The following is a 17,247-nucleotide window of genomic DNA, read 5'->3' on the forward strand; positions in this document are numbered from 1 at the left end:
AAAGACGAAACTGCTGTATTAAAACCGCACAGAAGAAGGGTCACATCAATGGGAATCCGCGAAAAGTCACGAGCCGTCATCGCCGGTGTGGCTGTCGGAGATGCTCTCGGCGGCGCTACCGAGGGATGGTCGCCGGAGCAAATTCGGCAAAGGTGGGGCGGTCCGGTTACCGGAATAGTTGAGCCCTACTATTCGGACTGGAAAACAGCGCGACCTATCGCCCCCTACCACAAGGGCGATGGGCACGTGACCGACGATACGCTTATGACCAGGATTCTCATTGATGTGTACGCCTCAGTCCGTCGGCACTTAACTGCCTACGATATGGCGTCGGAAATTGTCCCAAGGTTGATTGGCGAGGAAGTATGGATCCCTGAACTGGAGGAGTCGCGAATCCCTCTGCAACGGCTCTTTCTCGCGGAGAAATGGATTGTAACGCGGCTCCACTATGGTCATATTGATCCCCGTGAAGCGGGAGTCGGGAACATCGTAAACTGCGGCGCTGCAATGTATATGGCTCCGGTGGGAATCGTCAATGCGGGGGATGCTGCCGGGGCTTACGCGGAGGCCATTGACTTATCTGGAGCGCACCAGTCGTCATACGGCCGGGAGGCCGCCGGTGTCTTTGCTGCCGCTGTTGCCCAAGCGATGGTAGCTGAATCAATAGATGAGGTTGTTGATTGCGCGATTGAGCTTAGCCATGATGGGACGCGACAGGCGATCATTGCGGTTGCGGAGTGTGCGCGCTCCTTGCGATCTGCCGGCCTCAACTCGACCAACCTAGCTGATATTAATTCTGCTCTACGTGACGCGATACGCCCCTACGATACCGTCGGAGATGCATACCGAGAAATGAGCTCCGACGCCCGCAGACCGTCGCGAACCAAAGCAATCGAAGAACTTCCAGTGGCTCTGGGATTATCGCTTGTTTATTCGGGAAATACCCGAGATGCTATCGTCTGTGCGGTTAACTATGGGCGCGATTCGGATTCGATTGCCGTCATGACGGCAGCAGTGTGCGCAGGACTCACTGGTCTTGAATCTATTCCAAAAGATTGGATCGATGATATTGGTGCCGCAAGTCAACTAGACATTCTTGGCCTTGGCGACAAGATCGCTGATGCGGCAAGAGACATTATTGAAGCTGATGTCGCCCGTCTTCGCACACTCCTCGAAACAAAGCTCAATTTTGAAACAGTGCGGGGAGTCCTATCGTGAGATTAACCTGGGCGCAGCCTGAAGATCTTGTTCCGCATGAGTTTGTTGCTCTGCGTGAGGAAGGCGTGGATACTACTGAGTTTGAAAAGGTATGGGTTGATGCCGGCGGATCCCTCATCCCAGAAGTATCTGGCGCGTCTGCCGTTGCCGCTCCAGCCGAGCGACGAGTAATTGCGCGGAAGATTCTCCATGCCCTACAAGAAGTTGAGAGCCCAGCGAGAACCGAAGCGATTTATGCTCCATATCGCGCTGCTGCTATGCGAGAGCCACGTCCAATAGGCCGAGCAGATTACGAACGTCGGGTTGCAGGGGCGTGGCACGGCAGGCTGGTGGGATGTCTGTTGGGTAAACCCGTCGAGAAAATTCCGCGCCAGGGGGTCGAGGAAATCGCACGTGCCACTGGAAATTGGCCAATCAGCTCATATTTCACTGCTAAGGGCTTGCCTGAGGAGATCTCCGTGCGCTGGCCGTGGAATAGGCGTTCCCGGCCGACGAGCCTCAAAGAGAACATTAACGGTATGCCCGAGGATGACGACATTAACTATCCACTCCTCGCTCTGAGCCTTCTCGAAGAGAAAGGGTCAGACTTTACCAGCGATGATGTGGTCAACCTCTGGCTTGCTAATCTCAGTGCTGGTCGCGTTTTTACTGCGGAACGTGCCGCTTACCGCAATATTCTCGATGCTCGGCCGGTACCAGAGTCTGCTATATACATAAATCCGTTCCGTGAATGGATTGGCGCTCTCATACGAGCTGACGTATTTGGCTGGGTTAATCCGGGTAATGAAGCGAAAGCAGCGGAGATGGCGTGGCGAGATGCGCGAGTATCCCACACTCGTAATGGTGTGTATGGAGAGATGTGGGCGGCTGCCTTGACCTCCTCCGCCATGACTGCTGATAGCGCTGAAGAGGCAATCGAACGATCTCTCACTGTTATCCCACCTACGTCTTTACTGGCACAGGCAGTGCGTAGCGGAGAGCAGATAGGTCGCGACGCGGGCACCCTCAGGGAAGGTCTTGATCGGCTCCATGCTGATTTCGGTCACTATCACTGGGTCCACGTCCTCAATAACGCGGCAACGATCAGTTTCGCTCTCACCGTTGGAAAAGGAGATTTTACTGCCTCAATTGGGGCTGCCGTATCGGCGGGGTGGGATACCGATTCGGTGGGAGCCACGGTTGGAAGTGTGGCCGGTGCGCTCGGCGGTACTGCCAAGATTGACCGCGCCTGGACCGACCCTATCCACGGATTCTTGCGCACATCGCTTCCAGGCATGAACGAGATTCACGTCAGCGAAGTTATTTCACGCACTATTGATCTCGGGGAGAGAATTTCTCATGTATGACGTCATGGTTATCGGTAGTTCAAATCTGGATACCGTTCTTAGCGTTCCAACTATTCCTAAACCAGGAGAAACAATTCTGGGATACACCATCGATAAAATTGGTGGTGGCAAGGGTGCCAACCAGGCGGTTGCTGCCGCTCGAGCCGGTGCTAAAACTGCATTTCTTTCTGCTTTTGGTCAGGATGAGGCGGGCGCAATGCTGCGCGCTGCGTTAGAAGGTGACGGGATTGACGTCTCCTCCTCGGTGAGTTCCGCCCAGCCGACTGGCGCTGCGTATATTGCCGTATCGGAAGATGGCGAGAATTCAATCGTCGTTATTGCTGGCGCAAACCAATCAGAGGAACTTTTAGAGGGCGCTAAGGATCTCGAAATAGAAGCTCGCGTTATTCTTTTCTCTCTTGAGATCCCGATGCGTGTTGTACAGGCGGCACTTGAGCGCGTCGGCGATGCGAAAGTCATCATTAATGTTGCGCCGGTTACTGATCTTCCTGCGGATGTGGCGAGACGGGTTGATGTGCTTGTTGTTAATGAGCATGAAGGGGCTGCGCTCGCTGAGCATACTGATCGGGGCGAGATTATTGAGATCCTCGGTGCGACGTATCCGGCTGTGGTTATGACTCTCGGTAAGAACGGGGCCCTTGTTGCTGAGCAGGGTAACGATAGCGTCCTGATCGAACCGTATGAGGTTTGTGCCGTAGATTCGACCGGGGCAGGAGATACGTTCTGTGGATACGTGGCTGCTGGTCTTGCTCGTGGTGACACGCTAGTTGAAGCTGTTCGGCGCGCAACTATTGCGGGAGCGCTCTGCGTAACGAAAAAGGGAGCTCAACCAGCGATCCCATACCTTGATGACGTAATCAACGCCGAAGAGCAGTAGTGGAAAGAGTAATGCTGTGGTTATCAGGTATTCATTTGATTCGCTCCAACCCCGACCTATCGATCTGCCAACAGAGGTACCACTTGACGATGATGCTGATCTTTCGGTGCTTGATGAGGCAAAGATTCTTGCTGCGCCCGCCTCACGGGCCGACGTTGAGCGGTGGCGGGATCAGATCGAGCGGTGGCGAGAAGAAGCTAGGAGTAGGCTTTGCTATTCCGGGGCTCAATATGACCGGATAGAGAGCCAGTGGGCGCAAACATGTTTTGCCGTGGCGCAGGTATGGCTGTGGGATGAATTGCTGTACTCCTTTGAGGATCATGTTTTTACGCCACAGAAATTCCTGGCGGATGCTAGGCAACGGTTGGGCGGGTTAGATGCAGTTGTCCTGTGGCACGCGTATCCCGTTATTGGTCTTGACGACCGGAATCAATGGGACTATTACAGGCAGATCCCCGGCTTAAAAGAACTCATAGCACAGTTCCATGCAGCAGGAGTGCGGGTCGGTGTTGACTACAACCCGTGGGATACCCAAACGCGAAGAGGAAAGGCGGATGTTGAAGAGCTTGCTGCTCTGGTAGCAGATCTGGGAGCGGATGCGGTATTCCTTGACACCCTTAAAACGGCGGAACCCGAGCTTGTTGAGGCATTAGAACGGGCCAAGCCAGGCATTGTTCTCGAAGGGGAATCGCGCGTCCTGCTTGCCCGCATTGAAGACCACGGCGCCTCCTGGGCACAGTTTTTTGCGGATTCCCCAGTACCTGGTGTGTTAAAGAGCCATTTCTTCGAGCGGCGCCACATGCTCCACCATGTTCGACGATGGCACCGCGACCACTCCGAAGAGATCCAGTCGGCCTGGGTGAACGGAGTGGGGCTCATGATGTGGGAGGTTGTCTTTGGTGTCTGGGTTGGATGGAATAAGCGCGACCGATCAACTGCTGCCAGGATGCTGACACTTCAGCGATCTTTATCGCATTTCCTTCTTGAGGGGCAGTTCACGCCGCTCGTTGAATGTGCTGACAATGCAGATGACAAGTTGGTTTTTGGCTCGTCGTGGAAACGTGGAACGGACACCTTATATGCCCTGGTGAACAGGTCCGAAACCCCAATAACGCTTAAACCCATCCGAGAAGAAACTGGAATCGTACAACTTGATCTCATGACTGGCGCAGTGGCGCAATGTCTTGCGATTACGATCCCTGCACGAGGAATCGCCGCGGTTATGACCAGTCAGGGAGAAATAGATCCAGACATGATTGAGCTTGCTAGCGAAGTTTCCGTGATTGAGCTATCTGATGATGCGCGGTTCGAACATCGGAGAGTCCATCGAGTCCATGAATCCAGCCGTTCAAAGAATACTGGCGAATCAGGTGTGCTCATTGAGCCTGGCGAGTATGTACTGACGGTTCGTTATCGGGGTAGGGAAACCGGGATGTATGACGGAGCGCCATACGTTGATGAATGGAAACCTCTCGTCCCACGCCTGCATGACCCGCGAACGCTCGAAAGAGTGACCACCTTGGATAATCCGGTTATTGTTGCCCAACATGAAGTGACGAATGACGAATTCCTGCACTTCGTCCGCGAAAGCGGATACCAGCCAGCCGTATCCAATCGTTTTCTCCTCCATGTGAAAGACGGAGTTAATGGGCGTGGTCACGAGCCGGTGTGTTTCGTCAGCTTAGAAGATGCTCGCGCGTACTGCGAGTGGGTGGGTGGCCGTCTGCCTACCGAAGATGAGTGGCAGATAGCCGGAGATAAACAAGGATTCCAGCGCCTGGAGCCGCACGTATGGAATTGGACGGAATCAGAATATTCCGACGGCAGGAGTCGTTTTGCCATCCTCAAGGGTGGATCCGATGCGCAATACGATGAATCGGAGTGGTACTTCGATGCGGGCGTGCGTCCCCCGGATTTCTCCGCAAAACTCCTCCTCATGGGATTGGGGATGTCTCGATCAGAACGTATTGGATTCCGAGTTGCATTTGATAGGAGAAACAAGTGAGTGTCTCAAGAAATCGCGAGGATGGGCCACTATCGGGATTGACGGTGATCGACGCATCAACCTTGTTTGCCGGGCCACTTGCCGCCATGCATCTTGGTGATTTTGGTGCGCGCGTCATTAAGGTCGAACATCCCTCCAAGCCGGATCCATCTCGGGGGCATGGTGCTGCGAAGAATGGCGTCAATCTGTGGTGGAAGACTCTGGGCCGGAACAAGGAATGTGTGACCTGCAATCTTTCCTCTCCGTCAGGGAAGGACGTATTCCTCCGACTCGTTGAACGAGCGGATGTTCTTATTGAGAATTTCCGTCCGGGGACCCTTGAACGCTGGGGATTGGATCCGGAGGTTCTTCACGAACGCAACCCGCGTCTTGTTCTCGCCCGTGTCACCGGATTTGGTCAGTTCGGGCCGTATGCTCACCGACCTGGCTTCGGTACGCTTGCCGAATCGATGAGTGGATTTGCATCCATGACGGGGGAGCCCGATGGTCCGCCGACATTGCCTCCGTTTGGGCTAGCTGACGGGATCACTTCCCTTGCCACAGCCTATGCCGTCATGACTGCTCTTCATGATCGCGACCGCACAGGCAAAGGCGGGATTGTTGACCTCTCGATTCTCGAACCCATGCTTGCAGTTCTTGGTCCTCAAATTTCGCGTTGGGATCAGCTACGTACAATCCAGCCTCGAACCGGCAATAGGTCAAGCAATAACGCTCCAAGGAATGTGTACCGAACACGTGATCGGCAGTGGGTCGCAGTGTCAACTAGTGCTCAATCGATAGCCGAGCGCGTTGTTGATCTCGTTGGGCGACCGGATTTTATTTCCGAACCGTGGTTCGCCACAGGTGCGGGTAGGGCAGCGCATGTAGAAGAACTTGATGAGGCTGTTGGATCGTGGATTGCCCAGAGGGATAGGGATGACGTCATTGCTGCTTTCACGCAGGCTCAGGCTGCCATTGCCCCGATTTATACGGCCGAGGACATCGTGAATGATCCGCAACTGAATGCAATTGGTGCCATCCAAAAGATCGAAGATAATGATTTTGGTCAGATGCTGATGCAGGGTCCTCTCTTTAGATATTCAGAGAAGGATGCGACCATCTCTTTCACAGGCAGAGCGCACGGTGCAGATACGGATAGCGTCCTTGAGGAACTTGGTTTCAATAAAGCGGATATAAATATTCTTCGTGCCGAAGGAGCAATCTAGTGGTAGCGCCCATGCGAGACGAGCATGTTCACGCAGTTCCTCTCACCTGGCTTTACGTACCTGGTGATCGCCCTGACCGTATTATTAAAGCGCTCGCAACGAAAGCGGATAGGGTCATTGTGGATTTGGAGGATGCGGTTGCTCCGCAGAAGAAAGCCGAGGCGCGTAAGAATCTTCACCTTCTCAGTGAGTATCCAGATCGCCCCACTGAAATCCGCATCAACGCGATCAATAGCCCCTGGTTCGACGATGACTGTATGGTCGTGCAACAACTTTCGCATGTTTCGGTGCGGGTGCCTAAGGTCGAATCCCCGGATCAGGTCTGCCTTCTGGGTGAGAAGCTCCCAGGTAAATCCTTGACCCTGTTGATTGAGTCTGCCATTGGGGTTGAGAATGCTTATCTGTTAGCCCAAGCCTCGCCCTCTGTCGAGTCGTTAGGTCTCGGTGAGGCAGACTTACGATCTGATTTAGGGGTTAGCGATCCAGCGGGATTATCGTGGGTGCGCTCTCGTATCGTTGTAGCGAGTCGGGCTGCTGGATTGCGTTCCCCAGCGATGTCCGTCTATCCGAATGTGAGAGATCTTGACGGGCTGGCGCTATCCTGCGCTCAGGGGCGAGATCTAGGTTTCGTTGGTCGAGCTGCAATTCATCCTAAACAATTGGAGACTATTCGCCGTGCGTTTCAAGCCACTGCAGAAGAACGTGAGCGAGCGCAACGCATTATCGGCAGTGTTGCTGGAGCGGCTCAGCAGGGGAGCGGTACTTTCGTTTTAGAAGACGGAACTTTCCTTGATGTTGCGATGGTGGAAGAAGCGAAGCGGGTGCTCGGAAGAGTTTAGGTTTCCGCTTATTTCTGCTCGTTTTCGCTCATGTTTCCGCAGTTCGTGGATGCGCGTCAGGAGAGGCTATGCCGGCGGGTATAAGAACTGGGGCGCAAGAACTAGGGGCATAAGAACGGGGCTCTGATGGGCGTAAGAACTAGGCTCTGGTGGATTTTGCCGAGTTTATGTTGAGGTTTTACGTTGAATTGCTTTACCCGTGCCCTGTTTTTGATGAGCTGGTTGCTGGTTTTTGATGGGGCGTGCGTGCTTTACGGCTCTCGTCATATCTCGCTTCGCTACGGCAATTACGTCGTTTCTGGTCAGCTCATTACGCCATTTCTTGGTTAACTATTCTGAATCCTCGCGCCGTGCTACAAGGTTGAGGTATGGGCATTTAATCCACGCATCGCCTTTTAAGAGTAATAGCATTGGCGAAAAGAGGAGAACGCTGCCTTGCAATCTTTATTTCATGGCTTGTTGATATTGTGCAGGGCTAGTAATAAGAAAGTAGGAAGAAAAGGAATTCGCGTTAAGGGATAGCGGAGGGCACATGGTGTTTGAGGTCAGTAATTTACAGTGGACGCGAGAGCCGAAAAATTACGTCATTTCCCAGGATAAAATAGAGATCGTTACCGAACCGCATACTGACTTATGGCAACGCACCTACTACCATTTTCGCAATGACAATGCCCCAGTGTTGCAGATGTCTACCCGTGAGAAATTCTTTTCCTTTGTTGTGAGGACGGAGTTCTCTAATAGCTGCCATCGTTTCGATCAGTGTGGCGTCGTGCTTTATCTTGATAGCGAGAACTGGCTTAAAGGTTCTATTGAATATGAAAACCAGCATTTTCAGCATTTAGGTAGCGTCGTAACTAATAATGGCTACTCGGATTGGGCGACGACGGAGATCCCTGCTGATGTTAAAGCTATGTGGTATCGCTTGAGCCGTCGGGAGGACGATTTCTGTATCGAATGTTCGGTGGATGGCGTCGTATTTCAGCAGATGCGCGTATGCCATCTCCATGCGGCTCAGGATGAGATTCGCTTTGGTGTGTATGCGTGTAGCCCAGAGGATTCTTCATTCCGTGCCGTCTTTACGGATATGGATGTGATGGAATGTCAATGGCTAGCGCATGATGGTCAGTCACCGGACAAAGATGTATAAACATATAAAAGCCATGACATCGGATCGATCATTGTTTATTATGGGATGAATCCTGCAGGGCATCTCTTCGATGGGGAAGAGATAGGGGGGATAGGGAAGAGGTTTGTGATGACGCTACATGCACGCTATCCGCGCCTCGCTGTGGGGCTTGCCCTTTTCGGCCTTCTCGCCTCAGGATGTACAGATAATAGCAATCCCTCGTCGAGCGACGATACAACGCATAAACAGGAATCTACCCAATCGGTCAATACGCCGGCATCGCAGGATTTTGATTACAATTCTTGGAAACCGGCGACGCGGGTCGCCCCTGTTGTGCTTGATGATCAAGCTTTAGCAAAGGCTCGCCTGGAATGGTTAGAACGCAATCGGGCGACGATTAATGCTGGTAATGGGGCGCAGATTGAGCCGCCGCCTCTCGTCCGTTACCTGGAACTTGGTGAGACGTTCGAACCTGTTGCGCAGTGCATTAAAGAGGCTGGTTATGATGTGCGGCTATCCCCAGATGGCCATGGTTTCGCATATACGCATCAACCGCCGGATCTTTCAACACAGATGTGGACGTGTTTAGCCCAATACACCCCGAAAGAAGTGTTATATCCGACAGGAGCGGATCAGGAATCTGTAATCTACGACTATTACACGACGTTCTTTGTTCCGTGCGCTGAAGCCCAAGGTGTCGTTTTCTCTGGTGAGATTCCAAGTAAACAAGCCTGGTTAGCTTCCTTGCATGGCGATTCAGGGACTCCGTGGCATCCGGTGACCCCTGGGTCAACGTGGTCTACGGAGAGCCAACACGAATTTGATGACGCTAAATTAACGGCACTGTATAAGGCCTGCCCATCCTCCCCGCCAGCTAGTGCCTTATACGGTGAATGAGCATGAAAGCGAAACGGGTCCAGCTCACACTGCTTATAGTGTGTGCGTTGCTCTGTGCTTTTTGGGCGGGAAGTGTTGTCTCGCGAGCCGGAATGACGAACGAGGGCAGTAACGCCGAACCGACTTATGCCAAAGTGGCTAAGGGTGCTCTCGGCAAAGAAGCACATATTACCGTGATGGCTCAACAGGAAATCCGAGATTTTGGGATCAATCGGCTCGCCGGAACGTTGACGTTTTTAGCAGCAAGTGGTGAGTTTAAGACGGGAGACGTCCTTTATAAAGTTGATGGGCGGGAGGTTCTTGCTCTGCCAGGAACAGTTCCGTTTTATCGGGATCTTGCGCGAGGAATTTCTGGCGAGGATGTTGCGCAACTAAATGTGGCTCTTCGCGAACTTGGATTTTCGCCTGACGAGGGATCGGAGTTCGGTGCGCGCACGCAAAGCGCAGTGCGTCAATGGCAAGAAAGCCGTGGGCATTCGGTAACTGGCTCTATTATGCTCGGTGAGGTTATCGCGATCCCAGCATTGCCGGCGGCGTTGACCTTTGATCCGACAGCGCATATTTTAGGCGCATCGCTAGGTGGCGGTGAACCGATGTTTAAGATGCGGCAGGGAGAACCACAGTTCAAAGTGGTGTTAACTGCGCATCAGTCAACAATGATCGGAGCAGACGTCCCCATAGTGATCAGCTATCAGGATCTCACCTGGCACGGAATTATCGGTCAAGCAACAACGGGTGAGGATGGTCAGATTACCGCACCCGTCACCCCTGCGGAGGGTACTTCGATATGCGCTCAGGATTGCGGGAGGCTACCTGCGTCGGCAGCAGTCAACCTCACCGGATTGGTCACCATCGTTCCGCAACAGAGTGGCTTAACTGTTCCCGTTTCTGCGCTGCAGCTAGAAAGCGGCGGAAACGTCTACGTTATGCGTCGGGCAGGTAGTGCGGATGAGAAGGTTCCCGTCAAACTCCTGGGAAGTCAAGACGGAGTAGCCCTTATAACGGGAGTGAACGACGGCGACGAGGTGCTCATTGATGGTAAAGCTAAGCAATGAGCTAGTTAGTTGGCTGCGCAGAAACCGAAATAAAAGCTCGCACACACATCTGAATGATGAGCTGCATACGACCTCGTGCGATACATTGCCTGATGCTCCATGCGCCGAGCAAATTAATAAATCAGCTCTTGAGCTGGCGGATCCTCCACTTGAGTCATCTCAAGAGCTATATGCCGATCCGGTATGTAGGGCGCCTGCTGATTCGCGACCTATATCTGTTACTACGCCCGTGAGCGAACCGAGTGGCGAAGCGCTGAGACGATCGCATAATGAGCCGGTCATCTGGGGTGTTGAGGATCTGTATTTTTCTTATAAGCCGCATCTTCCTGAGCTGTTTCATGGGCTGACGCACACGTTCACGCCTGGTGCTATTACGGCACTAACAGGAGCTTCCGGTCGAGGAAAATCAACTCTGCTCTATATTCTCGGCTTGCTATTGCGGGCTAACTCTGGGCGGATAATTCAAGGCGGCGTTGATATAGGGCGGCTTAAAGATTCTGCCGCTTCCCACATACGCGCACGCGATATTGGTTTTATTTTTCAAAGTGCGGAACTTGATCCGGCTGTGCCGATCCTGCGTTCGATTATTGAACCGGGGATGTATGAGGGGCGTCCCTTGGAACATTTGCTTACTCGCGCTCGCGAACTCTTAGAACAGTTCGGGCTTGGCGAACTTGCTGAGCGTCACCCTGGGCAGATCTCGGGTGGCCAAGCGCAACGAGTGGCGGTATGCCGCGCCTTAATCTGTGAGCCACAGATTATTCTGGCTGACGAACCGACGGGAAATCTGGATCGGGAGAATGCGGCCGCTCTTTTGCGAGCCTTGACGGAGATTGCTCGTTTGGGGACCACGGTTGTTATTGCCACCCATGATCCTTTTGTTGTGGAGAACGCCGACGAGGTGCTTGCGCTATGAAGTTATCTCGGATTGTTGTTTTGGGAATGCAGACGGCTCGTTCTACGCCGGTGACGTCTGGGCTTATGGTGATCATTGCTGCTCTTCTTTCGATGTTAACTTTGGTGACTATTGGGCGTGCTACTGCTGCCGAACAGGAACTTACCGAGAAAATAGAGCGGCCTGCGGCTCGCGTGCTCACCGTTCGAGATATTGCTAATGCTGGTTTTATTAATCCATTGACGTTGGAGGCGGTGTCGCACCTTTCTTCGACGGAGGTCGTGGTTGGGATGAGCGCTCCGATAGATATGCGAAATGGCCTCCTTGAGGGAGCGACGCCAGTTCCGATATGGGAGGTAACTAAACCGGAGGCGGTTGCCACGCTGACGGCGGGGCGGTTACCTCATGCCGGGGAGGTAATTCTTTCCGAATCAGCCACGCATCTCCAGCGGATTAGTCAGCCGAGTGGCTATATCACAGGTGCGGAGGATCGGGAGTACGCTGTTGTCGGATTTTTCAAAGCGAAACCAGGCTTTGATATTTTCGATTCCGGTGGAATTGCCGGTGCTGGAGGTGAGCCGGTAACTGGATTAATCGGTTTAGTGAAATCTACTCGGCAGGCTTCAAGTTTTCAGCAGGACGTGCTCGGCATACTTGGTTCGCCCGCGCGAGAATCAGTTATGGTGGAGTCTCCGTCGGGGATACGTGCGGCGGCGGATGCTGTGACCGTTGATGTGGCGCGGTATAACCGAAGTACTATTCTTATTGCTTTTGCTTTGGGCGGGTTGCTCATAGCAGCAACGGTTTTAGCTGATGTGCTCTTGCATCGTCGTGATCTGGGGCGGCGTCGAGCGCTGGGAATAAGTCGGGGTGATTTGACCCTGCTGACGATAGTTCGCACGATAACGCCAGCAGCGCTTGGGGCTTTTATCGCCTCGGGCGGTATCGTCGTGTATTTTCTCAATCGTGGGGTGTGGCTTGATGTCCCCCTTATTGTTTCGAATTTTGTTCTCTGTATTGGGCTGACGGGGATTGTTTCGGCGTTGCCTGCGGCGTGGTCGGCGTCGCGCGACCCAGTTGCTGTGCTGCGCACGCCCTAGCAGGTGTAATAGCGCGGCTGTGTTTTGGGGTGGTCGTGTCGTGAAGTTCTACTTTAAAAGCTGTGCTTTAAGGCGCGGCTTTAGATGGCGTGGTTTTCGCTATTTTTCTTTTATCTGCCTGACGTTTCCGCTGTCCTTTGAATATTCGGTAGAACTATGGATCCATGCAAAGTAACTCTTCCTTGGTTCTAGTTTTTGCAAAGAGGTCTATTTTTTTTGGGGGGGGGAGAGAGAATGTGCCCCGCGGATTTTTTTGGGGGGGGGATTTAGCGGATGAGAGCGGCGATCCGGCATTATGATGGATCATCATTAGCGGTTTGATAGCTGACATTTACGGAATTATTTATGCCGTGGGCGGGATTTCTCTTTATTAGCCCACAGAAGCTGGTGTTGAGTGCGCTATCTAAACTCGACCGTGGGTATTTGAAAACGTCTGCTGATCTGCGGCTAAATTGGATTATCAGTAAAAGCATTGTAAAAGGGGTGTTGGTATGATACTGTGACTCAAAACACAACGAGGTGTTTTGTGGTGAAAGGGCACATCATGAAGAAACTCCTATCAGTTCTTTGTTCGGGGATGATGGTAGCTGCCGCCTTTATGTGCTCTGCTGCTCCGGCCCACGCGGCAACTGCTACTATTACGAAAGTCTGCTCGACAAATGCGATTGTTACTGCGGTTTCTGCTGTGCCAAATCCGGCGAGACATGTTCATACCTATGTTGCTTCATCTGGAGCAAAGCAGGTTGAGGATTCTAGAACAATGGTGATTCGCCATACGTCTGGATCGGGATATTATCGGGCAACAGTCACCCTTAAAACAAGTACGCATGAATCCTTTACCGAGTATTCGGCAAGCTGCCTGACGATTGGCTAATGAGCTAATGGTGCGGTTTTCATTGGCGAGAAAGCAACTCTTAGTAGGTATTGCTGCGGTGGGAGTTCTGCTTTCAGGGTGTGGCGGCTCGGATGAGAGTCCGGCTGCCACGCCTACCATTGTTGATAGTCCAGCAGTGAGTGTGCAGCAGGGTACGGCTACCGCTTCGAATGGAAATAAAACCTATACGAACGCACCTGATGTGATTGTCGGAGAGGATGGTCAGCGCTCTTTCCCGACGATAACTACTCAGGAGACTCTGGACCTGATGTGGGAACAAGCTCTTTCTGATATTCCAGAGGGAACACCCATTCCAGAACGCCCCCAGGTTGATGTTGTTGTAGTTAAAGATCCTGAACAAAACAAATCTGGATACGTTCAATGTATGGCGGATTCCGGATTTCCGGGATTCACAATTTCTGATAGTGGAGTCAGCTCGCCAGAGATTCCGGCTGGGCAAATTGCGGCATACAATGTGGCTGACTATATCTGTACTGCTAAAAATTTTGTTCCGACTCCGGCACCCATGGATGAAGCGGATATGAATCGGCTTTACGATCATCAGATCAATTATGTTATTCCATGCTTAGAAAAATTAGGGTATCGAGTACACAATTTCCCCTCGCGTCAAACTTTTGTTGATCGCTATTTTGCGGAGCGTCAATATGAATTGGCGACTGATCTAGTGGGGCTATCTCCACAGGAGAGCGCGAAATGGGCTACCGAGGATGAATCTGTTTCATGCCATGCCTATCCGCCGGGGTTATGGGATGAGTAAATCGGCGCTTTTTCTGCGCATACTCGGTGCTCTCCTAGCGCTCGGAGTGGTTTTCGGCGCAGGATGGTGGGCGGGAAGTGCCACCTTTGGGTCGCGATCCACTGATCCTGAGGTGGCGCCTCCAACGTATGCTGAGGCCCGCCAAGGGCATGTTGGGCGTGAATATAGTTTCGGTATCACCGCTCGCCTGCCAATGGCTCCCGTTGCGGTTAACCTTCTCGAAGGCGTGGTCACTGCGATTGGTTCTCCTGATGTTGCGCAAGGCAGCCTGTTATATCGGGTAGCGCAAACTCCTGTCATCGCGGTGCGTTCACAGCTTCCGTTTTATCGTGATCTCAGTGAAGGCGCCCGAGGGGATGACGTACATGCTTTGCAGCAGATGCTTGTTGACTGTGGGCTGCTTGCAGGCGCTGATGGAGTTTTTGGGGCGGGCACAACCCATGCCCTGAAACAACTGCAGTTATCCCGTGGTGGGGAAGCGACGGGAGTTGCGCCGCTGGGATCTTTAGTGGCTTTCTCGACGCTCCCTACGCACATCAGCTTTTCACCGGATCTACGTATGGCCACCCTGATAACTACTGGCGCTACGGTCATCTCTGCCCCGTCGGCGCAACGGGATTTTATTATTAGTGCCAATAAACAACAGGTTGAGTTTGTGCCTGTAGGGGCTGAAGTTGTGTTCAACTATGGTGATGCGTCATTTAATGCGGTGGTATCCCGCGTTGAGCCGAATACCTCAGGGGAGGGCGTAGTTGCCTATCTTTCCAGCTCTGATGGTGGGAGCGTCTGTGCGGATCGCTGCGATGTTTTGCCGACGCTCCCGGAAGTGACGATGTTAGGGGCAGTACATCCAGAAAAGTCGGTGGAAGGAGTGGTGATCCCAGCCGCAGCAGTTGTTACATTATCTGATGGCAGTACAAAGGTGCTGATGAGTGACGGTGAAGAACGCCAAGTGACGATCCGTGGCTCTGGTCAGGGTCTGGTTGTTGTTGAGGGCGTTGCCGTCGGAGAGAAAGTAACACTCGGTGTTGAAGTAGTGAGCAGATAAATGCTCAGTGTTCGCGATTTATCATTTTCTTACCCGAAGTCTGACGAGAAACTGTACGACGGGCTGACTCACACATTTGAAGAGGGCAAAGTTACGGCTGTTACCGGGGCATCGGGCTGTGGGAAATCTACCTTGCTGTATATTCTTGGGCTAATGTTGCGCCCAACAAAAGGCGGGGTATATGTGGATGACGTTGAACTCTCCGCTCTTTCGCATGCCGATCGCGCTAGGGCACGCGCACAGACTTTCGGATTTGTGTTCCAAGATGCGGCGCTGGATCCAACGCGCACAATCCGTGATTGCGTCATTGAGCCAGCCCTCTATGCTGGGTGGAAACGCTCTGTCGCTGTCGCGCGAGCACAAGCTCTTTTGGAACTTACTCAGGTTTCTTATCGAATCGACCATAAAGCCAATGAGATTTCGGGTGGTCAAGCTCAACGTGTGGCATTAGCGCGGGCGTTGGTGAATGATCCTGCTGTCATCCTTGCCGATGAACCGACCGGAAATCTTGACCGTGCCAATGCGTCAATCGTGCTGGATGTGTTTTCCCAGCAGGCGCGTAGCGGGCGCACGGTTATCGTCGTTACGCATGATCCCTTCGTTGTCGATCATGCAGATCTTATTCTTGAATTAGATCACCTTGACGCTTCCACTCCTGATTCGACTACCCGCAGGGAAGTGGGGGCTGAGTGATGAGAGGGCGTGAGCTACTTCGAGAAATCCTTGTTTCAACGCGAGCATTGATTCTATCCTCGGCAATGATTGCCGGTATTGCCATGATTATTTGCCTGTCGGCAATCTTGACGGTAGGGCGGTCGGCGGCGGCCGATGCGCAGCTCCTTGCGCGTCTTGATGAGGCCGGTACTCGCTCATTTTCAATTGTTGATAGCAACAATATTGGGTACCTCAATGATCCAGTTTTCTCGGCGATCGAGAGTTTATCGACGGTTGAGGACGCCTACGGTTTCTCAGTTGCCCGCGACGTCGTCAATAGCCATATTGGTGCTGGGAGTAACGCGGTAGCGGCTCGGGTAGTAACCGGAAATTTGCCGGATGCGGTGCGTTTAGTTGAGGGGCGTTGGCCTGCAGATGGAGAGGGGATTGTTGATATTGACGCACAGCGGGCGTTGGGAATGATCGCACCCTATGGGTCGGTGACTTTTACGGCGACGGGGCGAGAAGTGGCCATCGTCGGGCGTTATGAGCCGGTTGTTAAGCTGGATAATCTCTCGTCGGTGCTCGTTGTTGGTGGTGGAGAGGCTCCGCAGATCATCCAGGTAATAACACGAAATTACGCTGATATTGACCCTACGATGACCTATAGCTCCCAGATTATTGCTGCGCACACTGCTCAGGCGGTGCGAATTCAATCGCCGACCTCGCTCGGTGAGCTGGCGCATGCGGTTACTGGGGATTTGGCCAATTACTCAACGGCAATACTGTATGGCGTTCTTGGGATTGGGGGAGTGATTTGTGCGCTGGTGGTATTCACGGACGCGCTCTCGCGGCGCGGTGATTTGGGGCGGCGCATGGCTCTGGGGGCTACGCGCTCTGTGATTGTGGGATATACCGTTGGGCGCACGGTACTTCCGGCGCTTATTGGTGCGCTGATTGGATCTGTTGTGGGGCTGGTGGCTACGTCGGTCATGGCGTATCCGGCGCCGATAAGTTTTGTGGCAGGAACGGCAATTCTTACTCTCATCATTATGATGATCGCGGCAATCCCTGGGGCGTTGTGGGCCGCTAATCAGGATCCGGTCACTGTGCTGCGCACGCCCTAGCAGGTGTAATAGCGCGGCTGTGTTTTGGGGCGGTCGTGTCGTGAAGTTCTACTTTAAAAGTTGTACTTTAAGGTGCGGCTTTAGGCGGCGTGGTTTTCGCCCTATGCGGAGAACGTCACTGGGCAGATGATATGTGCTGACGTGAACAGTGCAGGCATGGTTCCGCCGCAGGATGTGTTGTGATGACGATGAGATGCCAACTT

The 17,247-nt window shown here is 53.0% G+C and carries 17 protein-coding genes; all 17 read left to right on the forward strand.

Annotated elements, in window-relative coordinates; all coding sequences use genetic code 11:
* Positions 1-48: 48 nt before the first annotated feature.
* The 17 genes from ACLHIJ_RS07140 to ACLHIJ_RS07220 all read left to right on the forward strand — a co-directional run bounded on the left by ACLHIJ_RS07140 (position 49) and on the right by ACLHIJ_RS07220 (position 17,044).
* A complete protein-coding gene (locus tag ACLHIJ_RS07140) occupies positions 49-1,218 on the forward strand; it encodes an ADP-ribosylglycohydrolase family protein (protein ID WP_411296945.1) in 1,170 nt (389 codons plus the stop codon).
* On the forward strand, positions 1,215-2,564 hold the full coding sequence (locus ACLHIJ_RS07145; protein ID WP_411298810.1) for an ADP-ribosylglycohydrolase family protein: 1,350 nt from the start codon (positions 1,215-1,217) through the stop codon (positions 2,562-2,564). Before ACLHIJ_RS07140 ends, ACLHIJ_RS07145 begins: the two co-directional genes overlap by 4 nt.
* Positions 2,557-3,441, forward strand: a complete 885-nt coding sequence (locus ACLHIJ_RS07150) for a ribokinase (RefSeq protein WP_411298811.1) — start codon at positions 2,557-2,559, stop codon at positions 3,439-3,441. The genes ACLHIJ_RS07145 and ACLHIJ_RS07150 overlap by 8 nt, the downstream gene beginning before the upstream one ends.
* A 16-nt stretch (positions 3,442-3,457) precedes the next feature.
* Positions 3,458-5,446, forward strand: coding sequence for a formylglycine-generating enzyme family protein (locus ACLHIJ_RS07155; protein WP_411298812.1), 1,989 nt, complete (start codon positions 3,458-3,460; stop codon positions 5,444-5,446).
* On the forward strand, positions 5,443-6,651 hold the full coding sequence (locus ACLHIJ_RS07160) for a CaiB/BaiF CoA transferase family protein (protein WP_411298813.1): 1,209 nt from the start codon (positions 5,443-5,445) through the stop codon (positions 6,649-6,651). Before ACLHIJ_RS07155 ends, ACLHIJ_RS07160 begins: the two co-directional genes overlap by 4 nt.
* Positions 6,651-7,490, forward strand: coding sequence for an HpcH/HpaI aldolase/citrate lyase family protein (locus tag ACLHIJ_RS07165; protein ID WP_411298814.1), 840 nt, complete (start codon positions 6,651-6,653; stop codon positions 7,488-7,490). The genes ACLHIJ_RS07160 and ACLHIJ_RS07165 overlap by 1 nt, the downstream gene beginning before the upstream one ends.
* A gap of 183 nt (positions 7,491-7,673) precedes the next feature.
* On the forward strand, positions 7,674-7,820 hold the full coding sequence (locus tag ACLHIJ_RS07170) for a hypothetical protein (protein WP_411298815.1): 147 nt from the start codon (positions 7,674-7,676) through the stop codon (positions 7,818-7,820).
* Between the two features lie 202 nt (positions 7,821-8,022).
* Positions 8,023-8,637, forward strand: coding sequence for a DUF1349 domain-containing protein (locus ACLHIJ_RS07175; protein ID WP_411298816.1), 615 nt, complete (start codon positions 8,023-8,025; stop codon positions 8,635-8,637).
* Positions 8,638-8,745: 108 nt separating this feature from the next.
* Positions 8,746-9,513, forward strand: coding sequence for a hypothetical protein (locus tag ACLHIJ_RS07180; protein WP_411298817.1), 768 nt, complete (start codon positions 8,746-8,748; stop codon positions 9,511-9,513).
* Positions 9,514-9,605: 92 nt separating this feature from the next.
* Positions 9,606-10,568: a peptidoglycan-binding protein gene (locus ACLHIJ_RS07185; protein WP_411298818.1), complete on the forward strand. Its 963-nt coding sequence runs from the start codon at positions 9,606-9,608 to the stop codon at positions 10,566-10,568.
* A gap of 229 nt (positions 10,569-10,797) precedes the next feature.
* The gene (locus ACLHIJ_RS07190) at positions 10,798-11,484 is read left to right on the forward strand and encodes an ABC transporter ATP-binding protein (RefSeq protein ID WP_411298819.1); all 687 of its coding nucleotides are present in this window, start codon (positions 10,798-10,800) and stop codon (positions 11,482-11,484) included.
* Positions 11,481-12,563 carry an ABC transporter permease gene (locus ACLHIJ_RS07195; protein ID WP_411296956.1) on the forward strand — a complete coding sequence of 361 codons (1,083 nt, stop codon included), beginning with the start codon at positions 11,481-11,483 and terminating at the stop codon, positions 12,561-12,563. Before ACLHIJ_RS07190 ends, ACLHIJ_RS07195 begins: the two co-directional genes overlap by 4 nt.
* Positions 12,564-13,092: 529 nt before the next feature.
* On the forward strand, positions 13,093-13,437 hold the full coding sequence (locus ACLHIJ_RS07200; RefSeq protein ID WP_411298820.1) for a hypothetical protein: 345 nt from the start codon (positions 13,093-13,095) through the stop codon (positions 13,435-13,437).
* 7 nt (positions 13,438-13,444) lie between these two features.
* Positions 13,445-14,215, forward strand: a complete 771-nt coding sequence (locus ACLHIJ_RS07205; RefSeq protein ID WP_411296958.1) for a hypothetical protein — start codon at positions 13,445-13,447, stop codon at positions 14,213-14,215.
* Positions 14,208-15,263, forward strand: a complete 1,056-nt coding sequence (locus ACLHIJ_RS07210) for a peptidoglycan-binding domain-containing protein (protein ID WP_411298821.1) — start codon at positions 14,208-14,210, stop codon at positions 15,261-15,263. Before ACLHIJ_RS07205 ends, ACLHIJ_RS07210 begins: the two co-directional genes overlap by 8 nt.
* On the forward strand, positions 15,264-15,956 hold the full coding sequence (locus ACLHIJ_RS07215) for an ABC transporter ATP-binding protein (RefSeq protein WP_411296960.1): 693 nt from the start codon (positions 15,264-15,266) through the stop codon (positions 15,954-15,956).
* On the forward strand, positions 15,956-17,044 hold the full coding sequence (locus ACLHIJ_RS07220; protein ID WP_411298845.1) for an ABC transporter permease: 1,089 nt from the start codon (positions 15,956-15,958) through the stop codon (positions 17,042-17,044). The genes ACLHIJ_RS07215 and ACLHIJ_RS07220 overlap by 1 nt, the downstream gene beginning before the upstream one ends.
* Positions 17,045-17,247 lie beyond the last annotated feature (203 nt).

It is taken from the genome of Trueperella sp. LYQ141, assembly GCF_046599555.1.
Classification (GTDB): domain Bacteria; phylum Actinomycetota; class Actinomycetes; order Actinomycetales; family Actinomycetaceae; genus Trueperella.